Annotated in this window: 16 protein-coding genes and 1 tRNA gene; 10 read left to right on the top strand and 7 right to left on the bottom strand. The window is 68.7% G+C overall.

Annotation, left to right across the window (positions count from 1 at the left end):
• Positions 1–97: 97 nt before the first annotated feature.
• Positions 98–325 carry a hypothetical protein gene (locus GBZ26_RS02705; RefSeq protein ID WP_094303312.1) on the bottom strand — a complete coding sequence of 76 codons (228 nt, stop codon included), beginning with the start codon at positions 323–325 and terminating at the stop codon, positions 98–100.
• Between the two features lie 148 nt (positions 326–473).
• Positions 474–1,352, bottom strand: coding sequence for a cell envelope integrity EipB family protein (locus GBZ26_RS02700; protein ID WP_211104546.1), 879 nt, complete (start codon positions 1,350–1,352; stop codon positions 474–476).
• A gap of 105 nt (positions 1,353–1,457) precedes the next feature.
• Here GBZ26_RS02700 and GBZ26_RS02695 point away from each other — a divergent pair, with 105 nt between their 5' ends.
• The 5 genes from GBZ26_RS02695 to GBZ26_RS02675 all read left to right on the top strand — a co-directional run bounded on the left by GBZ26_RS02695 (position 1,458) and on the right by GBZ26_RS02675 (position 7,336).
• Positions 1,458–2,444 (top strand): 2-hydroxyacid dehydrogenase, encoded by a 987-nt coding sequence (locus GBZ26_RS02695; protein ID WP_174437484.1) that lies wholly within the window; start codon positions 1,458–1,460, stop codon positions 2,442–2,444.
• Between the two features lie 249 nt (positions 2,445–2,693).
• Positions 2,694–3,488, top strand: a complete 795-nt coding sequence (locus tag GBZ26_RS02690; protein ID WP_174437483.1) for a GGDEF domain-containing protein — start codon at positions 2,694–2,696, stop codon at positions 3,486–3,488.
• 110 nt (positions 3,489–3,598) lie between these two features.
• On the top strand, positions 3,599–5,332 hold the full coding sequence (locus GBZ26_RS02685; protein WP_345772036.1) for a sensor histidine kinase: 1,734 nt from the start codon (positions 3,599–3,601) through the stop codon (positions 5,330–5,332).
• A 186-nt stretch (positions 5,333–5,518) separates the two neighbouring features.
• Positions 5,519–5,896 carry a response regulator gene (locus tag GBZ26_RS02680; RefSeq protein ID WP_174437481.1) on the top strand — a complete coding sequence of 126 codons (378 nt, stop codon included), beginning with the start codon at positions 5,519–5,521 and terminating at the stop codon, positions 5,894–5,896.
• A 27-nt stretch (positions 5,897–5,923) separates the two neighbouring features.
• Positions 5,924–7,336: a PleD family two-component system response regulator gene (locus GBZ26_RS02675; protein WP_174437480.1), complete on the top strand. Its 1,413-nt coding sequence runs from the start codon at positions 5,924–5,926 to the stop codon at positions 7,334–7,336.
• Positions 7,337–7,441: 105 nt separating this feature from the next.
• Here GBZ26_RS02675 and rpmG read toward each other — a convergent pair whose 3' ends face one another.
• The 4 genes from rpmG to GBZ26_RS02655 form a co-directional block, all read right to left on the bottom strand.
• Complete coding sequence (gene rpmG, locus GBZ26_RS02670) at positions 7,442–7,609, bottom strand: 50S ribosomal protein L33 (protein ID WP_012974790.1); 168 nt, start codon at positions 7,607–7,609, stop codon at positions 7,442–7,444.
• A gap of 161 nt (positions 7,610–7,770) precedes the next feature.
• Positions 7,771–9,297, bottom strand: coding sequence for a S41 family peptidase (locus GBZ26_RS02665; RefSeq protein WP_174437479.1), 1,527 nt, complete (start codon positions 9,295–9,297; stop codon positions 7,771–7,773).
• A gap of 215 nt (positions 9,298–9,512) precedes the next feature.
• Positions 9,513–11,798, bottom strand: a complete 2,286-nt coding sequence (gene rnr / locus GBZ26_RS02660; protein WP_174437478.1) for a ribonuclease R — start codon at positions 11,796–11,798, stop codon at positions 9,513–9,515.
• A 195-nt stretch (positions 11,799–11,993) separates the two neighbouring features.
• A tRNA-Gln gene (locus tag GBZ26_RS02655) sits at positions 11,994–12,067 on the bottom strand.
• A gap of 200 nt (positions 12,068–12,267) precedes the next feature.
• On the opposite strand from GBZ26_RS02655, the gene GBZ26_RS02650 reads away from it, so the two are divergent.
• The 3 genes from GBZ26_RS02650 (at position 12,268) to guaB (ending at position 15,665) form a co-directional block, all read left to right on the top strand.
• Complete coding sequence (locus tag GBZ26_RS02650; protein ID WP_174437477.1) at positions 12,268–13,296, top strand: Ppx/GppA phosphatase family protein; 1,029 nt, start codon at positions 12,268–12,270, stop codon at positions 13,294–13,296.
• 14 nt (positions 13,297–13,310) lie between these two features.
• Positions 13,311–14,021, top strand: a complete 711-nt coding sequence (locus GBZ26_RS02645) for an RlmE family RNA methyltransferase (protein ID WP_094306430.1) — start codon at positions 13,311–13,313, stop codon at positions 14,019–14,021.
• A gap of 165 nt (positions 14,022–14,186) precedes the next feature.
• Positions 14,187–15,665 carry an IMP dehydrogenase gene (guaB, locus tag GBZ26_RS02640; protein ID WP_174437476.1) on the top strand — a complete coding sequence of 493 codons (1,479 nt, stop codon included), beginning with the start codon at positions 14,187–14,189 and terminating at the stop codon, positions 15,663–15,665.
• Positions 15,666–15,749: 84 nt separating this feature from the next.
• Here the strand turns inward: guaB and GBZ26_RS02635 are convergent, their stop codons facing one another.
• Positions 15,750–16,511 carry a TrmH family RNA methyltransferase gene (locus GBZ26_RS02635; RefSeq protein WP_174437475.1) on the bottom strand — a complete coding sequence of 254 codons (762 nt, stop codon included), beginning with the start codon at positions 16,509–16,511 and terminating at the stop codon, positions 15,750–15,752.
• A gap of 362 nt (positions 16,512–16,873) precedes the next feature.
• Between GBZ26_RS02635 and GBZ26_RS02630 the strand changes: the two genes are divergently transcribed.
• Together GBZ26_RS02630 and GBZ26_RS02625 are read left to right on the top strand one after the other, a co-directional pair.
• Positions 16,874–18,481, top strand: a complete 1,608-nt coding sequence (locus GBZ26_RS02630) for a glycosyltransferase (RefSeq protein WP_174437474.1) — start codon at positions 16,874–16,876, stop codon at positions 18,479–18,481.
• A gap of 30 nt (positions 18,482–18,511) precedes the next feature.
• Positions 18,512–19,111 (top strand): N-acetylneuraminate synthase family protein (locus GBZ26_RS02625; protein ID WP_345772035.1); only part of this gene is annotated, 600 nt, incomplete at its 3' end.

Genomic DNA, 19,111 nt, shown 5'->3' with positions numbered 1-19,111 from the left:
TTCGGCGGGGAGGGAAGGGCGGTCCAACAAGAAAGCCCCCCGGCCTTGCGGACGGGGGGCTTTCTTGTTGGGAGCCGGAAGGCGAAACCGGAAGGCGTCAGGCCGCGACGTTGCCGGCGGGAGCCGATCCGATCATGCGATAATAATTGGAGTCGACCAGGACGAGGCAGCTCAGCGTCTTCGCGTCGCCTTCGTCCTCCGTGCTGACCACGCGGGCATGCGGGATGCCGAACAGGGTCACGGTCTCCCGCACGCGCCAGGACCGCCCGTTGGTCGCCCCAACGGTCTGGAACACCTGTCCCACCAAAACCTGCTTCTTGGCCATAGGAAAACCCTCATCCTGCTGTCGGTGCGCGACACGAATCCGCGGCGGCGTGGCCGCGCACCATGCACAGTCTAGGCCAGCTTCCTCAAAACATGGCAAAATGATTTGTAACGAAATGCGCCATGGGCTGTGACCTTTGGCCCGGCCGTCAGCAACCCGATTTCGGCAGCGCTTCCACCTTCTCCAGAATGGCGTTCACGGTGAAGTCGCCGTAGTCGATCTGCATGGATTCGGCGACGCCGTTCTGAAGCAGGCGCAGGCTCATCTCGTACTCCGGCTGGGCCGAATCGCTTTTCAGCGGGAAGAAGGCCATGCGCACCGGCCACGCCTTCTTGCCCTTCAGCAGCGGATCGGCACCATCCTCCTTGGTCTGGACCGCCGTGCCGATGACCGTGGACACCTCGGTCGCCCCCTCCGAATCGGCGCCGTCGAAGACGACCCGGTTGAAGAAGGTGTCGCCGGCGCTGGCATGGTCGAGCACCGCCAGGGTGTGGGCGGTGGGGAACATGGTGTCGGGGGGCAGTTCCATGTCCTGGGGCTCCGGCTTGGAGAAGGCGGCGGTGCCGGTGCCGTCCTTGGCCAGCCGGGCGTCGCCGCGCACCTCCTCGTCCTCCTCACCGTTGATCAGCTTGCGGACGTTGAAGCGGTAGCGCTGGCCGTCCTTGGCCTCCCAGGTCGTGTAATTGGTGGTCATCGCCATCTCGTCGCCCTCGGCGTAGACGAAGCGGAGCTGGAAGCGCTGCTCCGTCGTCCAGCCGTCGCAGGCGTCGGCCCATTCGAACAGCATGCGGCCCCGCACGTCGCTGACCTTGGAGCTGTTGCGGGCGGACAGCAGCGACATCTTATAGACGGCACGGTGAGGCAGGATGTTCGCCGCGGCACCGGCGGCGGCCCCCACCGCCGCGCCCGCCGCGTTGGCGGGCGCCGCCTGGGCCGGGCCGGCGGCGGGAAGAGCGGTCAGGGACACCAGGAACGCGCCGAAGGTCGCGCAAAGGGCGAGGCGGGCGGCGGAGCGGCGGTTCTGCAAAGCGACATCCACAGGTGATTGGCAGCGTCGGATGGATTATGGGTGTTTCGGCGTCGGAGCGGAAGGCCCGACCCCCCGAATAAACGGAAGGCTGAGGACAGAAACATGCGCAGCGATACCCCCGCGTCACGGCCCGTCCTCCTGGTGACCCGACGCCTGCCCGACGCGGTGGAGGCCCGCGCCGCGCGCGATTTCGACGCTCGGCTGAACCCGCAGGACCGCGCGCTGTCCGGCGCCGACATCGCCGCCCTGGCGCGGGAGGCCGGCGCCGAGGGCGTTCTCTGCACCGCCGGGGACCGGCTGGACGCTGCGGCCATCGCGGCCCTGCCCGACGCTGTGCGGATCGTCGCCACCTTCTCCGTCGGCACCGACCATATCGACCTGAACGCGGCCAAGGCCCGCGGCCTGATCGTCACCAACACCCCGGACGTGCTGACCGACGCGACCGCCGACATCGCGCTGCTGCTGATGCTCGGCGCGGCGCGTCGCGCGTCGGAGGGGGAACGGATGATCCGCGCCGGCGCCTGGACCGGCTGGACGCCGACCCAGCTTCTCGGCACTCATCTCGGCGGAAAGCGGCTGGGCATCGTGGGCATGGGCCGAATCGGGCAGGCGGTGGCGCGGCGGGCGCGCGCCTTCGGCATGACCATCCACTACTCCAACCGGCGCCGCCTGCCCTCGGAGCAGGAGGCCGGCGCCGTCTACCACGCCGATCCCGAAGAGATGCTGGCGGTTTGCGACGTGCTGTCTCTGCATTTTCCGGCGACTCCGGACACCACCCGTTGGCTGAAAGCGGAGCGGATCGAGCGCCTGCCGCCGGGCGCCATCGTGGTCAACACCGCCCGCGGCTCGGTCGTCGACGACGAGGCCCTGATCGCCGCCCTGGCCTCCGGACGGCTGGCCGCCGCGGGGCTGGACGTGTTCGAGAACGAGCCGAATCTGCACCCCGGCTACCGCGGGCTGGAGAACGCCTTCCTGCTGCCGCATCTGGGCAGCGCCACGGTGGAAACCCGCAACGCCATGGGCTTCAGGGCGCTCGACAATCTGGACGCCGTCTTCGCCGGTGCGGCGGCGCCGGACCGCGTGGTGTGACGCCGCCGCATGCGCGCCTGTCGGGAGCACGACAGTCCTTTTGTTCGAAAGCCGTTCAAAAGAGAAAACAAATCAAAAATAGATAAAATTTTCCGTAACGGGCTGTTCTCCAGGCAAATTCTGCCTGGAGGACGGCCGGGCCCGGCAAAGATTGCCGGGACGAAAGGCTTAGTCTTCTGGATTTCCTCATATGGCACGGCGATTGCTTCGAATTCGGCGCAGCTAGTGCCGATCATGTGGAGAAAGCCCATGAACGCCGTCGTGACCGCTCAGGATCTGGAAGCCATTGCCGCCGACCACCACGACGGGCTGCCTTTCGACCGAGGGAACCACGACCGGCTGCTGCGGATGCCCCCCTTGCGCGGGGGCCGCATCGCCCATTCGGCGGCGATCGTGACCGTCGAGGCACCGGCCTTGGAGAGCCAGCTTGCCGAGGCCCGCGCCACCATTGCCGAACAGCGCGACCGGATCGCCTATCTGGAAAGCCTGTCCATGACGGACGAACTGACCGGCCTGCTGAACCGCCGCGGTTTCTTCAGCCATTTCCGGCGTGAGATCGCCGCCGCGCGGCGGCAGGGCGCCAAGGAAAACGGCAAGGGCGGCGGGGTGCTGGTCATCATCGATCTGGACGGCTTCAAGCGGATCAACGACACCCATGGGCACATCGCCGGCGACGCCTATCTGCGGCAGGTCGCGCAATTGCTCGTCGGGTCGGTCCGAGAGGAGGACGTGGTGGCCCGGCTGGGCGGGGACGAGTTCGCGCTGCTGCTGACCAACACCGACGCGGACTGCGGCGACGTCCGCGTCCGGCAGATCGCCGCGGCGGCAGGCCGAAGTTGCGTCCGATGGAACAACACCGACCTGCCGGTCCGCTTCTCCTTCGGGGTGCAATCCTATGGGGGCGACGACCGGGAAGAGGATGTGATCCGCCTCGCCGACTCCCGCATGTACAGCAACAAGGCCGGCCGCCGGCCGCGCCCGGCGGGGCGCAAGACCGCTCAGCCGTCCGGCCATCGTCCGGTGAACGCGCGGACCACCGCCTGAACCGGCGCCACCGCGGAACAGAGGCATCGGGGCAGCCTGTCGCACCCCCCAGGCCGGGCTTGACCGGACCGTCGTTCCAGCCGCAGCATCTGCACCTTTCCGTCGCATAGGTGCTTGCCCTGAACACGTCTTCGGATCGTCCGGATCCCATTTCGCCCCAGCCCCCGGCCGGCCGATCAACCGCAGGCGCCGCCGATTGGATACAGCCGCACGGCGCCCTGGTGGCGCTGCACAGCGATGACGGGACGATCCTTGCCTGCAGCGCGAACACCGCGGACTTCCTTGGTCTGGTGCCGGAACGGCTGCTGGGACATGGCGCGGGGGCGCTCGAGCTTCCCGAACTTGCGGATCTGCTGGCGAGGCTGCGCGCCCTGCCGCCGGACCTGCGGGTGCTGGGCTTGCACGCGTCCGTGACGCCGCCGGGAGGCCGGCCGCTCCCGGCTTTCCTGCATGAGCACGGCGGACGGGTGATCATCGAGGTGGAAAGGCCGCCCGCCGGAGAGGAGCACTGGCCCGCCACGGCCGCGCCGGCCGGCCTCCTGCCGGGCATCACCGTCCTGCGCGACACCGCGGGGCTGGAGGCCATGGCGGCCCACACCGCCCAGACCGTCCGTCGTCTCACCGGGATGGACCGCGTGATCGTCTGCCGCTTCGACGCCTTCGGCAACGGGGAGGTGGTGGCACGGGACGAGGCGCCGGATTGGGGCTACGCCGTCCCGGATCTCCGGCCCGGCGCGGCCCTGCCGGCGGGTGCCTTCGACCGCGGTCCGGACGGGCACCCGCGGTTGCGCGTGGTCCTTGATCATGCGACTGAGCCGGTTCCTCTCCTGCACGCCGACACGGCGGTTCCGCCGCCGGATCTGGCCCACGCGCATCTGCGCAGCCCGCCTCCGGCCTGCCGGGCCTTCCTGCGGAGCATGGGAGCCGGGGCGGCCCTGACCGTGCCGATCATCCATGGCGGCAAGCCGTGGGGGGTGATCTCGGGCCATCGCCGCCGGCCCCATGGGGTGCCGCCGGCCGTACGGATGCTGGCCGCCATGGCCGCCGACGCGCTCAGCCTGATGCTGGACACCGCCGAGCGTGCCGTGGAGCGGGAGCGCCGGGTCGCCCACGCCGCGCGGCAGGCGGAAGTAAACCAGGCCAAGTCGGACTTCCTCACCGGGATGAGTCATGAGCTTCGCACACCGCTGAACGCCATCATCGGCTACGCGGATTTCCTGCTGCATCCGGGGACTGGTCCGCTGACCGACCGGCAGCGCGAGTTCATCGGCAACATCCGCGCCTCGGGCGCGCATCTTCTGGAACTGATCAACGACGTGCTGGACCTGTCGAAGATCGAGGCGGGGCACGTCGATTTGCACGATGAGGATGTGGATGTCGCGGGCGTCGTGGGCGAGGTCTACGCGCTTCAGGAACTGTCGCTGGCGTCGGCGGGCCTGGCCTTCGACGCCTCGTTCCCCCGGCCGCTGCCGCGCCTGCGCGCGGACCGGCGGTCGCTGCGGCAGATCCTGCTGAACCTGCTGTCCAACGCCGTCAAGTTCACTCCGGCGGGCGGTCGCGTCGCCGTCGACGTGACGCGCACGGAGGATGAGGCCGGAACCGGGCTGCGAATCGCCGTGATCGACACCGGAATCGGCATCCCGGAGGAACACCGCTACACCGTGCTGGAGCCCTTCCGGCAGGTGCCGGGCGAACGCATCCGCAGCGGCGCCGGGACCGGCTTGGGCCTGTCCATCGTACGCTCCCTGGTGGAGGCCCACGGCGGTCGGCTCTCCCTGTCCAGTGCGCCGGGGCAGGGCACGCGAATCGACCTGCATTTTCCGTCGGCGCGGGTGATCTCATGATGGAATCCGTGGAATCCTCGGGACTTCGCGGCGAGCGGCGGGCCGGCGACGGCATCGCTAACGACAATTTAACCGTCGCGGCGGGACAGTGAACGGGCTATACCGGTCTCTCCGGGTGTGGTCGCTGCAAGCAGGAGCGCGGGTGGCACGATGCCCGCGGAACCGAACAGCCCCAAGAAGGCGCCGATGGACGACCGAACCGTGAAGCGTGTCCTGATCGTCGAGGACAACGAGCTGAACATGAAGCTCTTCCACGATCTGCTGGAAGCGCACGGCTACGCGACGCTTCAGACCCGCAACGGAATGGATGCCTTGGCCATAGCGCGGGAGCACCATCCGGATTTGATCCTCATGGACATCCAGTTGCCGGAGGTGTCGGGGCTGGAGGTGACGCGCTGGATCAAGGACGATCCGACACTCAGGTCCATCCCGATCATCGCGGTGACCGCCTTCGCGATGAAGGGGGACGAGGAGAAGATCCGGGAGGGCGGCTGCGAGGATTACATCGCCAAGCCGATCTCGGTGACGAAGTTCCTGGAAACTGTTCAGAAATTCCTCCGTTAACCTGTTAAGGGATCGGTCGCACGTTCCATGTCCGCTCGCGTCCTCGTCGTCGACGATGTCCTTCCGAACGTGAAGCTGCTCGCGGCGAAGCTGACGCGCGAGTATTTCAACGTCATCACCGCCAGCAATGGCCCCGAGGCGCTGGAGATGGTCCGGCGGGAGTCGCCTGACATCGTTCTGCTCGACGTCATGATGCCCGGCATGGACGGATTCGAGGTGTGCGAGAAGATCCGGTCCAACCCCGCGACCATGCACATCCCGGTGGTGATGGTCACCGCCTTGTCGGACGGCGCCGACCGGGTGCGCGGGCTGGAGGCCGGAGCCGACGACTTCCTGACCAAGCCGGTCAACGATATTGCGCTGTTCGCGCGGGTGCGGTCGCTTGTCCGTCTGAAGATGATGATGGATGAATGGCGGCTGCGCGAGACGACCTCCGGCCAGTTGGGGGTTCTGGAGCCCACCGGAACGCTGAGCAGCGAATCCTTCGAGGGTGCCCGCGTCCTCGTGCTGGAGGATTCGCTTCTTGATCTGGACAGGGTCGCTGAGACGCTGAAGCGCGACCACGACCATGTGATGGCCGCCGACACCTGCGCCGCGGCGCTGGAGCGCGCGCTGGGCGACGATCTGGACCTTGTGGTCATCAGCCTGACCCTGATGCACGAGGATGGCCTGCGCCTGTGCTCTCAACTGCGCTCGCACGAGCGGACCCGGCAGGTGCCGATCCTTCTGATGGTGGAGGAGGGGGACCTGAACCGGGTCGCCAAGGGGTTGGAACTCGGCGCCAACGACTACATCAGCAAGCCCATCGACCGGAACGAACTGCTGGCACGCGCCCGCACACAGATCCGGCGCAAGCGCTATCAGGAACGGCTGCGCGCGAACTACGAACACAGCCTGTCGATGGCGCTGACCGACAGTCTGACGGGCGTCTTCAACCGCCGCTACATCAACGCCCATCTGCCGCGGCTGCTGGAGCGGGCGATCGACAACCACAAGCCGGTGGCGATTCTGCTGTTCGATATCGACCATTTCAAGGTCGTCAACGACAGCTATGGGCACATCGTGGGCGACGAAGTGCTGAAGGAGGTGTCCGGCCGGGCCAGCCGCAACCTGCGGACCTTCGATCTGGTGGCGCGGTTGGGTGGCGAGGAGTTCGTGGTCATCCTGCCCGACACCGACGCCGAAGCGGCGCTGACGGTGGCGGAGCGGCTGCGCACCCGGATCGCCGACACTCTGTTCAAGGTGTCCGCCGACGTGGGCGAGATCCCGGTCACGGTGTCCATCGGCGTGACGGTGGGCGGTCGGCTGGGCGACAGCGCCGAAGAGTTGATCCGCCGTGCCGACGAGGCGCTGTACGAGGCCAAGCGCGCCGGGCGCAACCGCACCATCGCCGACCCATCCGCCGCCGACCCTGCCGCCGGTGCCCTGTTGGCTCCCTGACGGGAGGGCTGACGAAGCTGTCCCCTTGGAAAGAACCGGACAACTCCCGGACAAACAAAAGGCCGCCAAAAGGCGGCCTTTCTGATTCCGGCAGTCCGGGAAACCTTACTTGATCTTGGCTTCCTTGAACTCGACGTGCTTGCGCGCCACCGGGTCGTACTTGCGGAACGACAGCTTCTCGGTGGTCTTCTTCGGGTTCTTCTTCTTCACGTAGAAGAAGCCGGTGTCAGCCGTGCTCACCAGCTTGATGAGGACGGTGTTCTGCTTCGCCATGATCTCAATCCCGACTAAAAATCCGAAACCCGCCAGCCCGGCGGGGCGGCGTCGTAGCGGGGGAAGATACCCGCTACAGCCGCGATGTCAAGCCTTTGTAAAGTGGCCGGAAGGGCCGATGGACGTCCTTGTTTTCGCCTGTATTCGAGGCGGAAAACGACTCAGCGCTCCGCCACCGTGTTGGTGGAGGACAGGGCGACCGCGCGCTGGTAAAGCGCCGGTTCAGCGAGAAGGCGCAACGCCACCTTCAGGTCGAGTTCCGGTTCATGCTCCTTCCACGGGCAGGCCTCGCGCAGGCGGGCCAGGGCCTCCTCGTCGTCGGCGGCGCGGGCTCGCCAGCCGGCGAACTGGGTCATCGGGCGCGCCCGGCCGTCGCGCAGGTCGGACAGCAAGGTGACGGGGTCGTCCTGCCCCATGCGGCTGGTGCAGACCGTCGGTTGCACGCCCTGGCGGTGCAGGGTGTAGCCGGCGGGCGTGTAGATGCGGCTCCAGGTCAGGAACAGTTCGCCGTCGTTGGGCAGGCGGGTGACCGTCTGAACGCTGCCCTTGCCGTAGGAGGAGGCACCGACCACCACCGCGCGGCCCGAGTCCTGGAGTGCCGCCGCCACCACCTCGGCGGAGGAGGCGGAACGCCCGTCGACCAGAACCACCAGCGGCATGCCTTCCGCGATGTCGTCGGGACCGGCCTCGAAGCGCTGGCGACTGTCGGGGTGACGGCCCTCGGTCGTGATGATCTTGCCCTGGGCGATGAACAGGTCGGCAACGGCGACCGCCTGGTCGAGCAGGCCGCCGGGGTTGCCGCGCAGGTCGAGCACGAAACCGCGCAGGCCCTTGCCCAGACTCTGCCGCGTGGACAGAATGGCGTCGCGCAGGTTGGACGCGGTGGCGGCGTTGAAGCGGTCCACCTTCAACACGCCGACCTGCTCGGACACGCTGGCGTTCACGGTGTTGGGAACCACGCGCTCCCGCCGGATGGGGGCGCGGCGCGGCGGGTTGTTGTCGCGCGCCACGGTCAGCAGGACCATGGTCCCGGTCGGGCCGCGCAGTCGGTCACGCATGTCCGTCTCGGTCAGGCGCGCGGTCAGGTCGCCGTCGATCGCCAGAAGCTGATCACCGCTGCGGATGCCGGCGCGGTCCGCCGGGCTGCGCGGCAGCACATTGCGGATCAGGATGCGCCCGTTGGCCGCTTCCAGCGACAGGCCGATGCCGCCGTAGCCCTCGCGCTGGGCGCGTTCGCTGGTGGCGCGCTGGGTGCCGGTGTAGCGGGAATAGCCGTCCAGGTCCGTCATCACGGAATCGAGGACCACCTGATAGACCCGCTCCGGCACCGCCTGATAGAGGGTGGGGGAATAGAGGCGGGCGCGTTCCACCGCCTTGGTGGTCAGGGCGGCCCAGCCGGCGGCGTCGGACAGGGAGGGGGCGGCGTACTCCCCGATCAGGCTTCCGGAGACGTACAGACGTACGGTGTTGCCTTGGCGGTCGGCGCGGGCGGTCGGATCGATGGTCGCAAGACCCTTCAGCCCGTCCAGCCCAAGCCGGCCGAAATCGACTTGCTGGAGATACACTTCAGCGATCTTGCCGTACGCGACGGCAAAGACCTGTTCGCTGATGAAGGCGGGTTCGGCCGTGGCGGCGGCGGCCGGACGGGGCAGCGTCCCGCCGGGGCTTCCGAGGCCAAAGGCGAGCATGGCGGCCGCGAGCGGGATCGACAGACGCCCTCGCGGCGAAAATCCTCGTTTCCGTTTGCCCATGGCGCGCCGTACGCGGCCTCCTTTCCCACAGGCGGACCCGGACGGTCGCCCGCCGGATTCGAATGGATAAGGGATAGCACTTCAGAAATGAGGGCTGGCGGGACAAAAGACGGGGGCAAGACTCTTTGTTGTGGAATGTCCACCACTGTGACTCAGCGGCCACGCTTCCGTTGCTTTTGGGTTGCGCGGCCCGCAAAACGGGCGTCCCGTGGAGGGCGGCCGGGGTGGCCGGATTGCAACGGATGATCGGTGCCGCCAGCCAAGTCCCCGCTGATGTCTCCATCGGCGCGGGGCAGGGCGAACAGGGTGCTTCCGGTCAGCGGGTCGGCCTCCATCAGCACCACCTTCACCGCGGCGCCCAGCCGGTAGCTGCGACCGGTGCGCTGGCCGACCAGGGCGTGGGCGCGCTCGTCATGCTCGTACTGGTCGTCGGGCAGGATGCTGGCGGGGATCAGCCCGTCGGCGCCGTTCTCGTCCAGCCGGATGAACAGGCCGAAGCGGGTGACCCCGGAAATCCGCCCGCTGAACAGGCCCCCCACGCGATCGGCCAGGAAAGCGGCGGTGAAGCGGTCGATGGCGTCGCGCTCGGCCGTGGCGGCGCGGCGTTCGGTCATCGAGATGTGCTCGCCGATGTCGGCCAGTCCGGCCATGGCCGCGTCGTCCAGCCCGCCCGGCCCCAGCCCGTGGGCGCGGATCAGCGCCCGATGGACGATCAGATCGGCGTAGCGGCGGATCGGCGAGGTGAAATGGGCATAGCGGTCGAGTGACAGGCCGAAATGGCCGATGTTCTCCGGGCTGTATTCGGCCTGCGACTGGCTGCGCAGGATGACCTCGCTGACCAGTTGCGATTCCGCGGTGCCGGCGGCACGGTCGAGGATCGCGGTGAAGTGGGCCGGGGTCAGCCGCGGCACCCGCGGCAGCGTGTAGCCGATGCCGGTCAGGAACTCGCGCAGCGTCTCCTGCTTGTCGAGCGACGGCTGGTCGTGGACGCGGAACAGGCCGGGCATGGTCGCCCGCTCCAGGCTGTCCGCCGCCGCGACGTTGGCGCAGATCATGAACTCCTCGATCAGACGGTGGCTGTCGAGGCGTTCGCGCGGCGTGATCTCCGCCACCCGCCCGCGCTCGTCCAGCCGGACGCGCCGTTCCGGGAGATCCAACTCCAGCGTGCCGCGCCGCTGCCGGGCCGCCCACAGGCAGCCATAAGCGCCGTAGAGCGGGGCGATGACCGTCTCCAGGAGCGGGGCCGTCGCCTCGTCCGGCGCCCCGTCGCGGGCCGCCTGGACCTGCTCGTAGGTCAGCCTTGCGGCGGAGCGCATCAGACCTCGCACGAAGCGGTGCCGCAGGAGCGCGCCGTTGCGGTCGATCCACAGATGCGCCGCGACGCAGGCGCGGTCCTCCTGGGGGCGCAGCGAGCAGAGATCGTTGGACAGCGCCTCCGGCAGCATCGGCACGACGCGGTCGGGGAAATAGACGGAGTTGCCGCGCTCGAAGGCCGCCCGGTCCAACGCCGAATTGGGGCGCACGTAGAAGGCCACGTCGGCGATGGCGACCAGCAGGTGCCAGCCGCCTGGGTTTGCCGGGTCGGGGTCCGGCTCCGCCCACACCGCGTCGTCGAAATCGCGGGCGTCGGCGCCGTCGATGGTCACCAACGGCAGGTCGCGCAGGTCGGTCCGTCCGGTCAGGGAAGGCACGGCGGTGTGCGTCGCCTCGCGGATGGCGGCGGGCGGAAAGTCGGTGGGCAGTCCGTGGCTGTGGACGGCGATCAGGCTGATGGCGCGCGGCTCCGCCGTGTGACCCAGCCGCTCCGCCACGCGGGCCTGCGGCAGCCCCAGGCGGGCGGCGGGCAGCAGGTCGGCCAGCACCAACTCGCCCGGCTCGGCGTCGTTGCGGTTGGTCGGCAGGACCAGCAGTTCGGTCTTGTTGCGCTTGTCGGTGGGGACGATGCGCCCGCCATCCGCCGCGGGGTAATAAACGCCGAGAACGCGCCCCACCGTGCCATCCAGCCGCCGGATGGTGCGCGCTTCGTAAAGCCGGTCGTTGATGCGGTGCAGCTTCGCCAGCACCCGGTCGCCCGCTCCCAGCGTGGGATGGCCTTTCTTCTCCGGCATCAGGAAAATGCGCGGGGGGTTGCCTTCGCCCGTCCAGGTGATCGGGCGGGCGGTGACCTCGCCGTCCGGATCGACGCCGGTCACCTCCAATACGGCAACCTCCGGCAGCGACTGCGGCGGGGCGACGCGCTTGTTGCGCCCGCGTTCCACGGCGCCGTCGGCCTCCAACTCTTTGAGAAGCTCCTTCAGTCTTTCGCGGTCGTCGCTGCCCGACAGCTTGAAGGCGCGCGCGATCTCGCGCTTGCCGACCGGCGTCGTGCTGGAGCGGATGAAGGAGAGGACCGTGTCCTTATCGGGAAAGCTGCCGGAGCGGCGTGGCGCGTCGTTCAAGGGAATTCGTGCTGTGGAGGGTGGATCGCTTAAGTAAGCCCTGGACGGGAAAAATCCAACCGCGATGCCATGGCATCACCACGGGAACGCTTCAAAAGCGTTCGCCGGCCATTGTCAAAATGGGAAGGTGCCGCTGACGATGATGCCAACCGGCTTCACGCTTGCTGCAAAGACAAAAAGACATTGGGAGAAAGTTGGTTGGGGGACTAGGATTCGAACCTAGGCTGGCGGAGTCAGAGTCCGCTGTCCTACCGCTAGACGATCCCCCAGACCGTCACCGGGAGCGGCGCTGCGCCGCGTCCCGTCGTGGGCCGCCCTTTTAGCAAAGCGGGCAGGGCTTGTATAGCTCTTTTTTCGCCGCTGGCACCTTGGTGTGGGCGCGCGGACACAAATCAATGCCATTCGTGGGCTTTCGCTGGGACGTGAAACCGGGTTAAGATGACTCCCTTAAGCATGGCGGGGAGGAGACGTGGACCTTCAGGTGCACAGTGAGCGGCAGAACGACACCGGACGGTTGCGTTCGTCGGCCCCTGCGCGCCCGGTTTTCGCGGCCCTCGACCTTGGCACCAACAATTGCCGCCTGCTGATCGCGCGCCCGATTCCCGGCGGCTTTCGCGTCATTGATGCCTTCTCGCGGATCGTCCGGCTGGGCGAGGGGCTGACCCGCAACGACCGGCTGTCCGCCCCGGCGATGGAGCGCACCCTCGCTGCCCTGAGGATCTGCGGGTCCAAGATCGAGCGGCGCGGCGTCACCGCGGCCCGCGCCGTGGCGACCGAGGCGTGCCGCCGCGCCCGGAACTGCAGCGAGTTCGTCGATGCGGTGGAGCGGGAGACCGGCATCGCCATCGAGATCATCTCCAGCCAGGAGGAAGGGCGCCTCGCGCTCGCCGGCTGCGCGTCCCTGCTCGACCCGAACGTCCCCTATGCGGTGGTGTTCGACATTGGCGGGGGCTCGACCGAGCTGATGTGGCTGGCGGTGGAGCGCGGGCGACCCCCGCGCATCCTCGACCAGACCTCCATCCAGTGCGGCGTCATCGGCCTGACCGAGCAGTTCGGCGGCGCGAATGCCGACCGCGGCATGTACCGGCGGATGGTGGAGGAGGTGGCGTCGGCCATCGTCTCCTTCGAAGCGCGCAACGGCATCCGCGAGCGCGTGCTCGCCGGGCAGGTGCAGATGCTCGGCACCTCCGGCACGGTGACGACGCTGGCCGGGGTGCATCTCGGGCTGTGCCGCTACGACCGGCGGGCGGTGGACGGCAGCTTTCTGCGCATCGACCACGCCCGCGCGGTCATCGAACGTCTCGTGGCGCTGGACTTCGACGGGCGGGCGCGGCATCCCTGCATCGGACAGGACCGCGCGGATCTGGTGATCGCCGGATGCGCGGTGCTGGACGCGCTGTGCGACTGTTGGCCGGTGGAGCGCCTGCGCATCGCCGACCGCGGCCTGCGCGAGGGCATCCTCGTGGAGCTGATCGGGTCGGCGCGGCAAATCTATTAAGGAAATGTGAGACCATGGTTGGAAAGCCTCCGTCCTCCTCGACGCCGGGTGGGCGCCGCGCCACCGTCCGCGTGAAGTCCGCGGCCAAGCGCACCACCTCCTCGGCCCGCTGGCTGGAGCGGCACCTGAACGACCCGTACGTGCACGAGGCGACGAAGCGCGGCTTCCGTTCCCGCGCCGCCTTCAAGCTGCTTCAGCTCGACGAGAAATTCCATTTGCTGGGACCGGGCAAGCGCGTGGTCGACCTCGGTGCCGCCCCCGGCGGCTGGACCCAGGTGGCCGTGGACAAGGTGCAGACCGGGCGCGAGGGCTGGAAGGTCGTCGGGCTGGACATCCTGCCCATGGACCCGGTGCCCGGCGCCACCACCATGCAGGCCGACTTCCTGGAGGAGGGCGCTGCCGAGCGTCTGAAGGAAGCGCTCGGCGGCCCCGCCGACGTGGTGCTCAGCGACATGGCGGCGCCGACCATCGGGCACCAGTCCACCGACCATCTGCGCATCATGGCGCTGGCCGAGGCCGCCTACGACTTCGCGGAGGAGGTGCTGGCCCCCGGCGGGGCGTTCGTCGCGAAGCTGTTCCAGGGCGGGGCGGAGAAGTCCCTGCTGGAGCGGCTGAAGCGCGATTTCGCCACGGTGCGCCACGCCAAGCCGCCGGCCAGCCGTGCGGAATCCTCCGAAACCTACGTGGTCGCCACCGGTTTCCGTGGGGCCAACATGAACGACTAGGTCCACGTCAGGCCGCGGTCCGTTCGCGCAGGTCATGGCTGGCTTGCGCGGATGAGGCCCGGCACACGACAGTTTGTGGTTCAGGCGCCTTCACAAGCCCACGGTCTTGTGTATAGTGCGCCAAATTTTTTTTCCGGCCCCTTTTTATCTCCCGGGAGACCGCCGATGGCCCGCTCGTCCACGATCCGCGAAGCCCTGACCTTCGACGACGTCCTCTTGGTTCCGGCCGAAAGTTCGGTCCTGCCGAACGAGGTGGACACCCGGACGCGCCTGACCAAGACCATCGAACTGGGCATCCCCCTGATGTCCTCCGCGATGGACACGGTGACCGAAAGCAGCCTCGCCATTGCCATGGCCCAGGCCGGCGGCATCGGCGTGGTCCACCGCAACCTGACCATCGAGCAGCAGGCCGAGGAAGTCCGCAAGGTCAAGCGCTACGAGTCCGGCATGGTGGTCAACCCGATCACCATCACGCCGGGCCAGACGCTGGCCGACGCGCTCCAGCTCATGGCCGACTACCGCATCTCCGGTATCCCGGTGGTGGAAAGCCGCGACTCCCGCGGCAGCGGCAAGCTGGTCGGCATCCTGACCAACCGCGACGTGCGCTTCGCCACCAACCCGAACCAGCCGGTCAGCGAACTGATGACCAAGGAGGTGGTGTCGGTGCGCGAGGGCGTCAGCCAGGACGAGGCCAAGCGCCTGCTGCACCAGCACCGCATCGAGAAGCTTCTGGTTGTGGACGAGGAACACCGCTGCATCGGCCTCGTCACGGTGAAGGACATCGAGAAGGCCCAGGCCTATCCGAACGCCTGCAAGGACGCCCAGGGCCGCCTGCGCGTCGCCGCCGCGACCGGCACCGGCTCGGACGGGCTGCGCCGCGCCGAGGCGCTGTTCGACGCCGGCGTGGACGTGCTGGTGGTGGACACCGCGCACGGCCATTCGCTGAAGGTGCTGGATCAGGTGCGCGCCGCGCGCAACATGTCCAACTACACCCAGGTGATCGCCGGCAACGTGGCGACCGCCGAGGCGGCGAAGGCGCTGGTCGATGCCGGCGCGGACGCCGTGAAGGTCGGCATCGGCCCCGGCTCCATCTGCACCACCCGCATCGTGGCTGGCGTCGGCGTTCCGCAGCTCACCGCGATCATGGACGTGGTCGAGGCCTGCGAGAAGATGGGCATTCCGGTGATCGCCGACGGCGGCATCAAGTTCTCGGGCGATCTCGCCAAGGCCATCGCGGCGGGCGCCAGCGTGGCGATGCTGGGCAGCCTGTTCGCCGGCACCGACGAGAGCCCCGGCGAGGTCATCCTCTACCAGGGCCGTTCCTACAAGAGCTACCGCGGCATGGGCTCGGTGGGCGCCATGGCCCGCGGCTCGGCCGACCGCTACTTCCAGCAGGAAGTGTCCACGATGAAGCTGGTGCCGGAAGGCGTCGAAGGCCGCGTGCCCTACAAGGGCCCGGTGTCGGCGGTGATCCACCAGCTCGTCGGCGGCCTGCGCGCCGCCATGGGCTACACCGGCAGCCAGTCCATCGCCGAGATGCAGACGAAGTGCGAGTTCGTCCGCATCACCAACGCGGGCCTGCGCGAAAGCCACGTCCACGACATCACCATCACCAACGAGTCCCCGAACTACCGTCAGGGTTGATCGGGCATCCGTCGGGCCGAGGTTCGAAGAGGCGAGGGGAGTGCCCCCTCGCCTTTTTTCATGCCAGCGACTCAGGCTCCCAGGTCAGCGGTCGGCAGTGAAATGGCTGAACAGCGCCACGCTCGCCGCGACGGTGGCGTTGAGAGATTCCACGGCGCCCGTGGTCGGGATGGACAGGCGTTGAACGGGCAGGGTGGCGGGCACGCCCTGGCCCTCCTCGCCCAGAACGAGCCGGACGTCGCGCGGCCAGCGGTAGGCCGCCATGTCGGCGCCCCCGGCGTCCAGGGCGACCAGCGGCCCGGCGGCCCGGTTCACGTCCTCCCACCGGCCGCCGCGCAGCAGGGTCAGCTCGAACTGGGCGTTGGAGGCGGCGCGCAGGCATTTGGGATGGTAGGGGTGCGCCGCCCCGTCGAGCAGGATCACCCGCCGGGCTCCGAAGGCGGCGGCGCTGCGCAGCAGGGCTCCGAGGTTGTTGGGGTCGCCGAGCGCGCAGATCAGCTCCAGCCCTTGCGGCGGTTGCGACAGATCGATCAGCGGCGTGTCCGGCACCGTGCCGACCAGCAGTGGAAAGCCGGTGCCGGAGGCGTCCAGGGTGCGGAACAGGGCGGGAGCGAGCTGGACGATCTCCAGCCCCGCGGGCAGGCGCCAGCCCTCGGCCTGCGCCGGATCGGTGAGGAGCAGGGTGGAAAAGCGGTCCGGCCAGCGGGCCAGCGCCTCCGGCACCGTCTTCAGCCCGGCGAGGAGGAACTTGCCCTGTTTCTTCAGGCCACGGCTCTCCAGCAGCGATTCCCACAGCTTGAACTGCGGATTCTGCGGGCTTTCGATCAGGCGTGGCGGGCGGGTCATGCGGCAGGGGCTTTCAAGCGCGGGCGGTCGTCGTGGCTGCGGACCTTACGGCGCCAGCCGCCGGCTTGGGAAGGCCGATCCGGTACCACCGCCGAGGTGATTGCAGCCGGTGCACGCCATGCTTGGCAACGAGCCGTGAAATCGCCGGGTCGCCCTGCCACGCCACCGTCGCCTTGAACTCCGCTGAACACCGTTTCCGTTCCCCATCGTCGGGTTCGTCACTCGTCCGCTGGCGAACGAAGCTTATCCAACCGTCCGGGTGACGGGGGGCGGCGGTTCGGATGTCGCATTCTTGAAACCTTAACCACCCCGGGGTTATCTGGTGGCGGGGCGCAAACCAAGGCGCCGGTTGGGGGAACAGCATGTCCGACATCGCCGGAGAACAGGCCGCCACGCTGAGGGCCCTGCTGGCCGACCGCCAATTCGACGCCGACCGCCTGAACGCCCTGACCGCCCACTGCGAGCGCATGCGCCGCGAGCTGGATCGGGACGCCCGCTTGTCCATCGCCGATGGGCTGCGCCGCGACCCGCCGAGCGGCGACACGGTGCTGCTCCAGTCCGTGCTGTTCCAGCTGACCGGCGACCTTTACCACTACGAGCGGATTCTCCATTACCTGCTGCTGGGCGGGGAGCGGGTCGGCCCGCAGCTGATGCACTACACCTACTGGTGCATGGCCCGGCAGCTCTTCCTGGCCGCGTCGGCGCCGGAGAAACTGGACGCGTTCGGCCCCTGCGACCTGTTCCGCTTCTATGAGGAACTGGTTTGGGCGGTGGCGCGGCGCTGGGGCGTCGTTCCGCCGCGCCATGTGCCGCGCGGCGGGCCGATCCGCCGGGTGGCCGTGCTGACCAACCAGTTCACAAACGACCAGCACCAGCCCTCGCGCGACTGCTTCGACTACGCCAGCCGGCTCCAGGACGACTTCGGGCTCGACGTCGCCATCATCAATTGCAACACCATGCCGCTGCGGGCCGAGAGCCTGTTCGTTCCGCCGATGATCGCGGAGCTGGTCGCCGATTACGAGGGCGTCTTCGCGCTGAAGATGTTCGGGCGGCAGGTGAAGATGGCCTCCTTCACCGACCGCGCCTTCTCCAAGGACAAGCTGTCCACCATCGTCGGGGCCATCGACGGCTACGACCCCGACCTGCTGGTGACCTTCGGCGGGGCCAATGTGGTGGGCGACCTGTTCGCGGCGACCGACGCGCGGCCGGTGGTCTGCCTGCCCACAACGTCGGGCATGACGATCTCGCTGGCCCATCTGGTGCTGGGCTACGAGGAGGGAAACCACACCGAGGCCATGCCGGCGCTTTACCGCGGGCCCTTCGCGCGGCGCTTCCGACCCTTCACGCTCGGCTTTTCGCCGCCTCCTACGGCGGGCGTCGGGGGCGCTCTCGATCTGGACGATGCGGCCTTCGTCTTCGCCGTGGTCGGCACCCGACTGGATTTCGAGGTGACCGCGGAGTTCCTTGCGCTGGCCGATTGCATCCTCGACCGCTGCCCCGGCGCGGTGATCGTCTTCGCCGGGCAGGTGGAGCAGTTGCCGGCCCGGCTGAAGGCGGCGCGCAACGGCGCGCGGATGCGCAGCCTGGGCCACCTGACCGACATCCGCGCCTTCTACCGGCGCTGCCACGCCTTCCTCAACCCGTCGCGCCAGGGCGGAGGGGGCAGCGCCGCCTACGCCCTGGCGGAAGGGTTGCCGGTGGTCACGCTGGCCTGGGGCGACGTGGCGAGCGTGGCGGGGGCGGGCATCCCCGTGCCGGACACCGCCGCCTATGTGGAGCGCGCCGTCGCCCTCGTCGCCGACACCGTGCTGCGGGAGCGGCAGGCGGAGCTGTCGCGTGTCCGCTTCCGGACCGTCGGCGACCGCCACCGCTGCACCGAACGGCTGCTGGCCTATGGCGAGGAGGCGCGGGACCTTCTGCGGGTTGCCGCACAAAAGGAAGCCCCGCCGTCCGCTTCCGTGGCAGAGTGAAACCCGACCATCACAGCGAGACCGCCCTCCGTGCCGCGCGACGTCATCATCAACGGCCGTCCCATCGGCCCCGGCCATCCGCCCTATCTGATCGCCGAGATGTCGGGCAACCACAAGGGCGACCTGAGCCGGGCGCTGGCCCTGATCGACGCCGCCAAGGAGGCTGGCGCCGACGCGGTGAAGCTGCAGACCTACACCGCCGACACCCTGACCATCGACCATGACGGGCCGGGGTTCCTGCTGGAAGGCGGGCTGTGGAAGGGCCGCACCCTGCACGACCTCTACCGCGAGGCCCACACCCCCTGGGAATGGCACGGCCCGCTGTTCGAACGCGCCCGCGGGATCGGCTTGACCATCTTCAGCTCCCCCTTCGACGACACGGCGGTGGGGTTGCTGGAGCGGCTGGACGCTCCGGCCTTCAAGATCGCCTCCTTCGAGTTGAACGACCTGCCGCTGATCCGCCGGGCGGCCCGCTCGGGCAAGCCGCTGATCCTCTCCACCGGCCTCGCCACGCTGGGCGGGATCGCGGAGGCGGTGGGGGCGGGGCCGTCTCCTCTACCCCTCTCACGCTGCCCCCCCTCCACCCCCTCCCGACCCCCCGCGCCACCCCCCCCCCCCCCCCCCACCCCC

Source organism: Azospirillum formosense (assembly GCF_013340925.1).
GTDB classification, from domain to species: Bacteria; Pseudomonadota; Alphaproteobacteria; order Azospirillales; family Azospirillaceae; genus Azospirillum; species Azospirillum formosense.
This window is presented reverse-complemented; position numbering and strand designations above follow the sequence as displayed.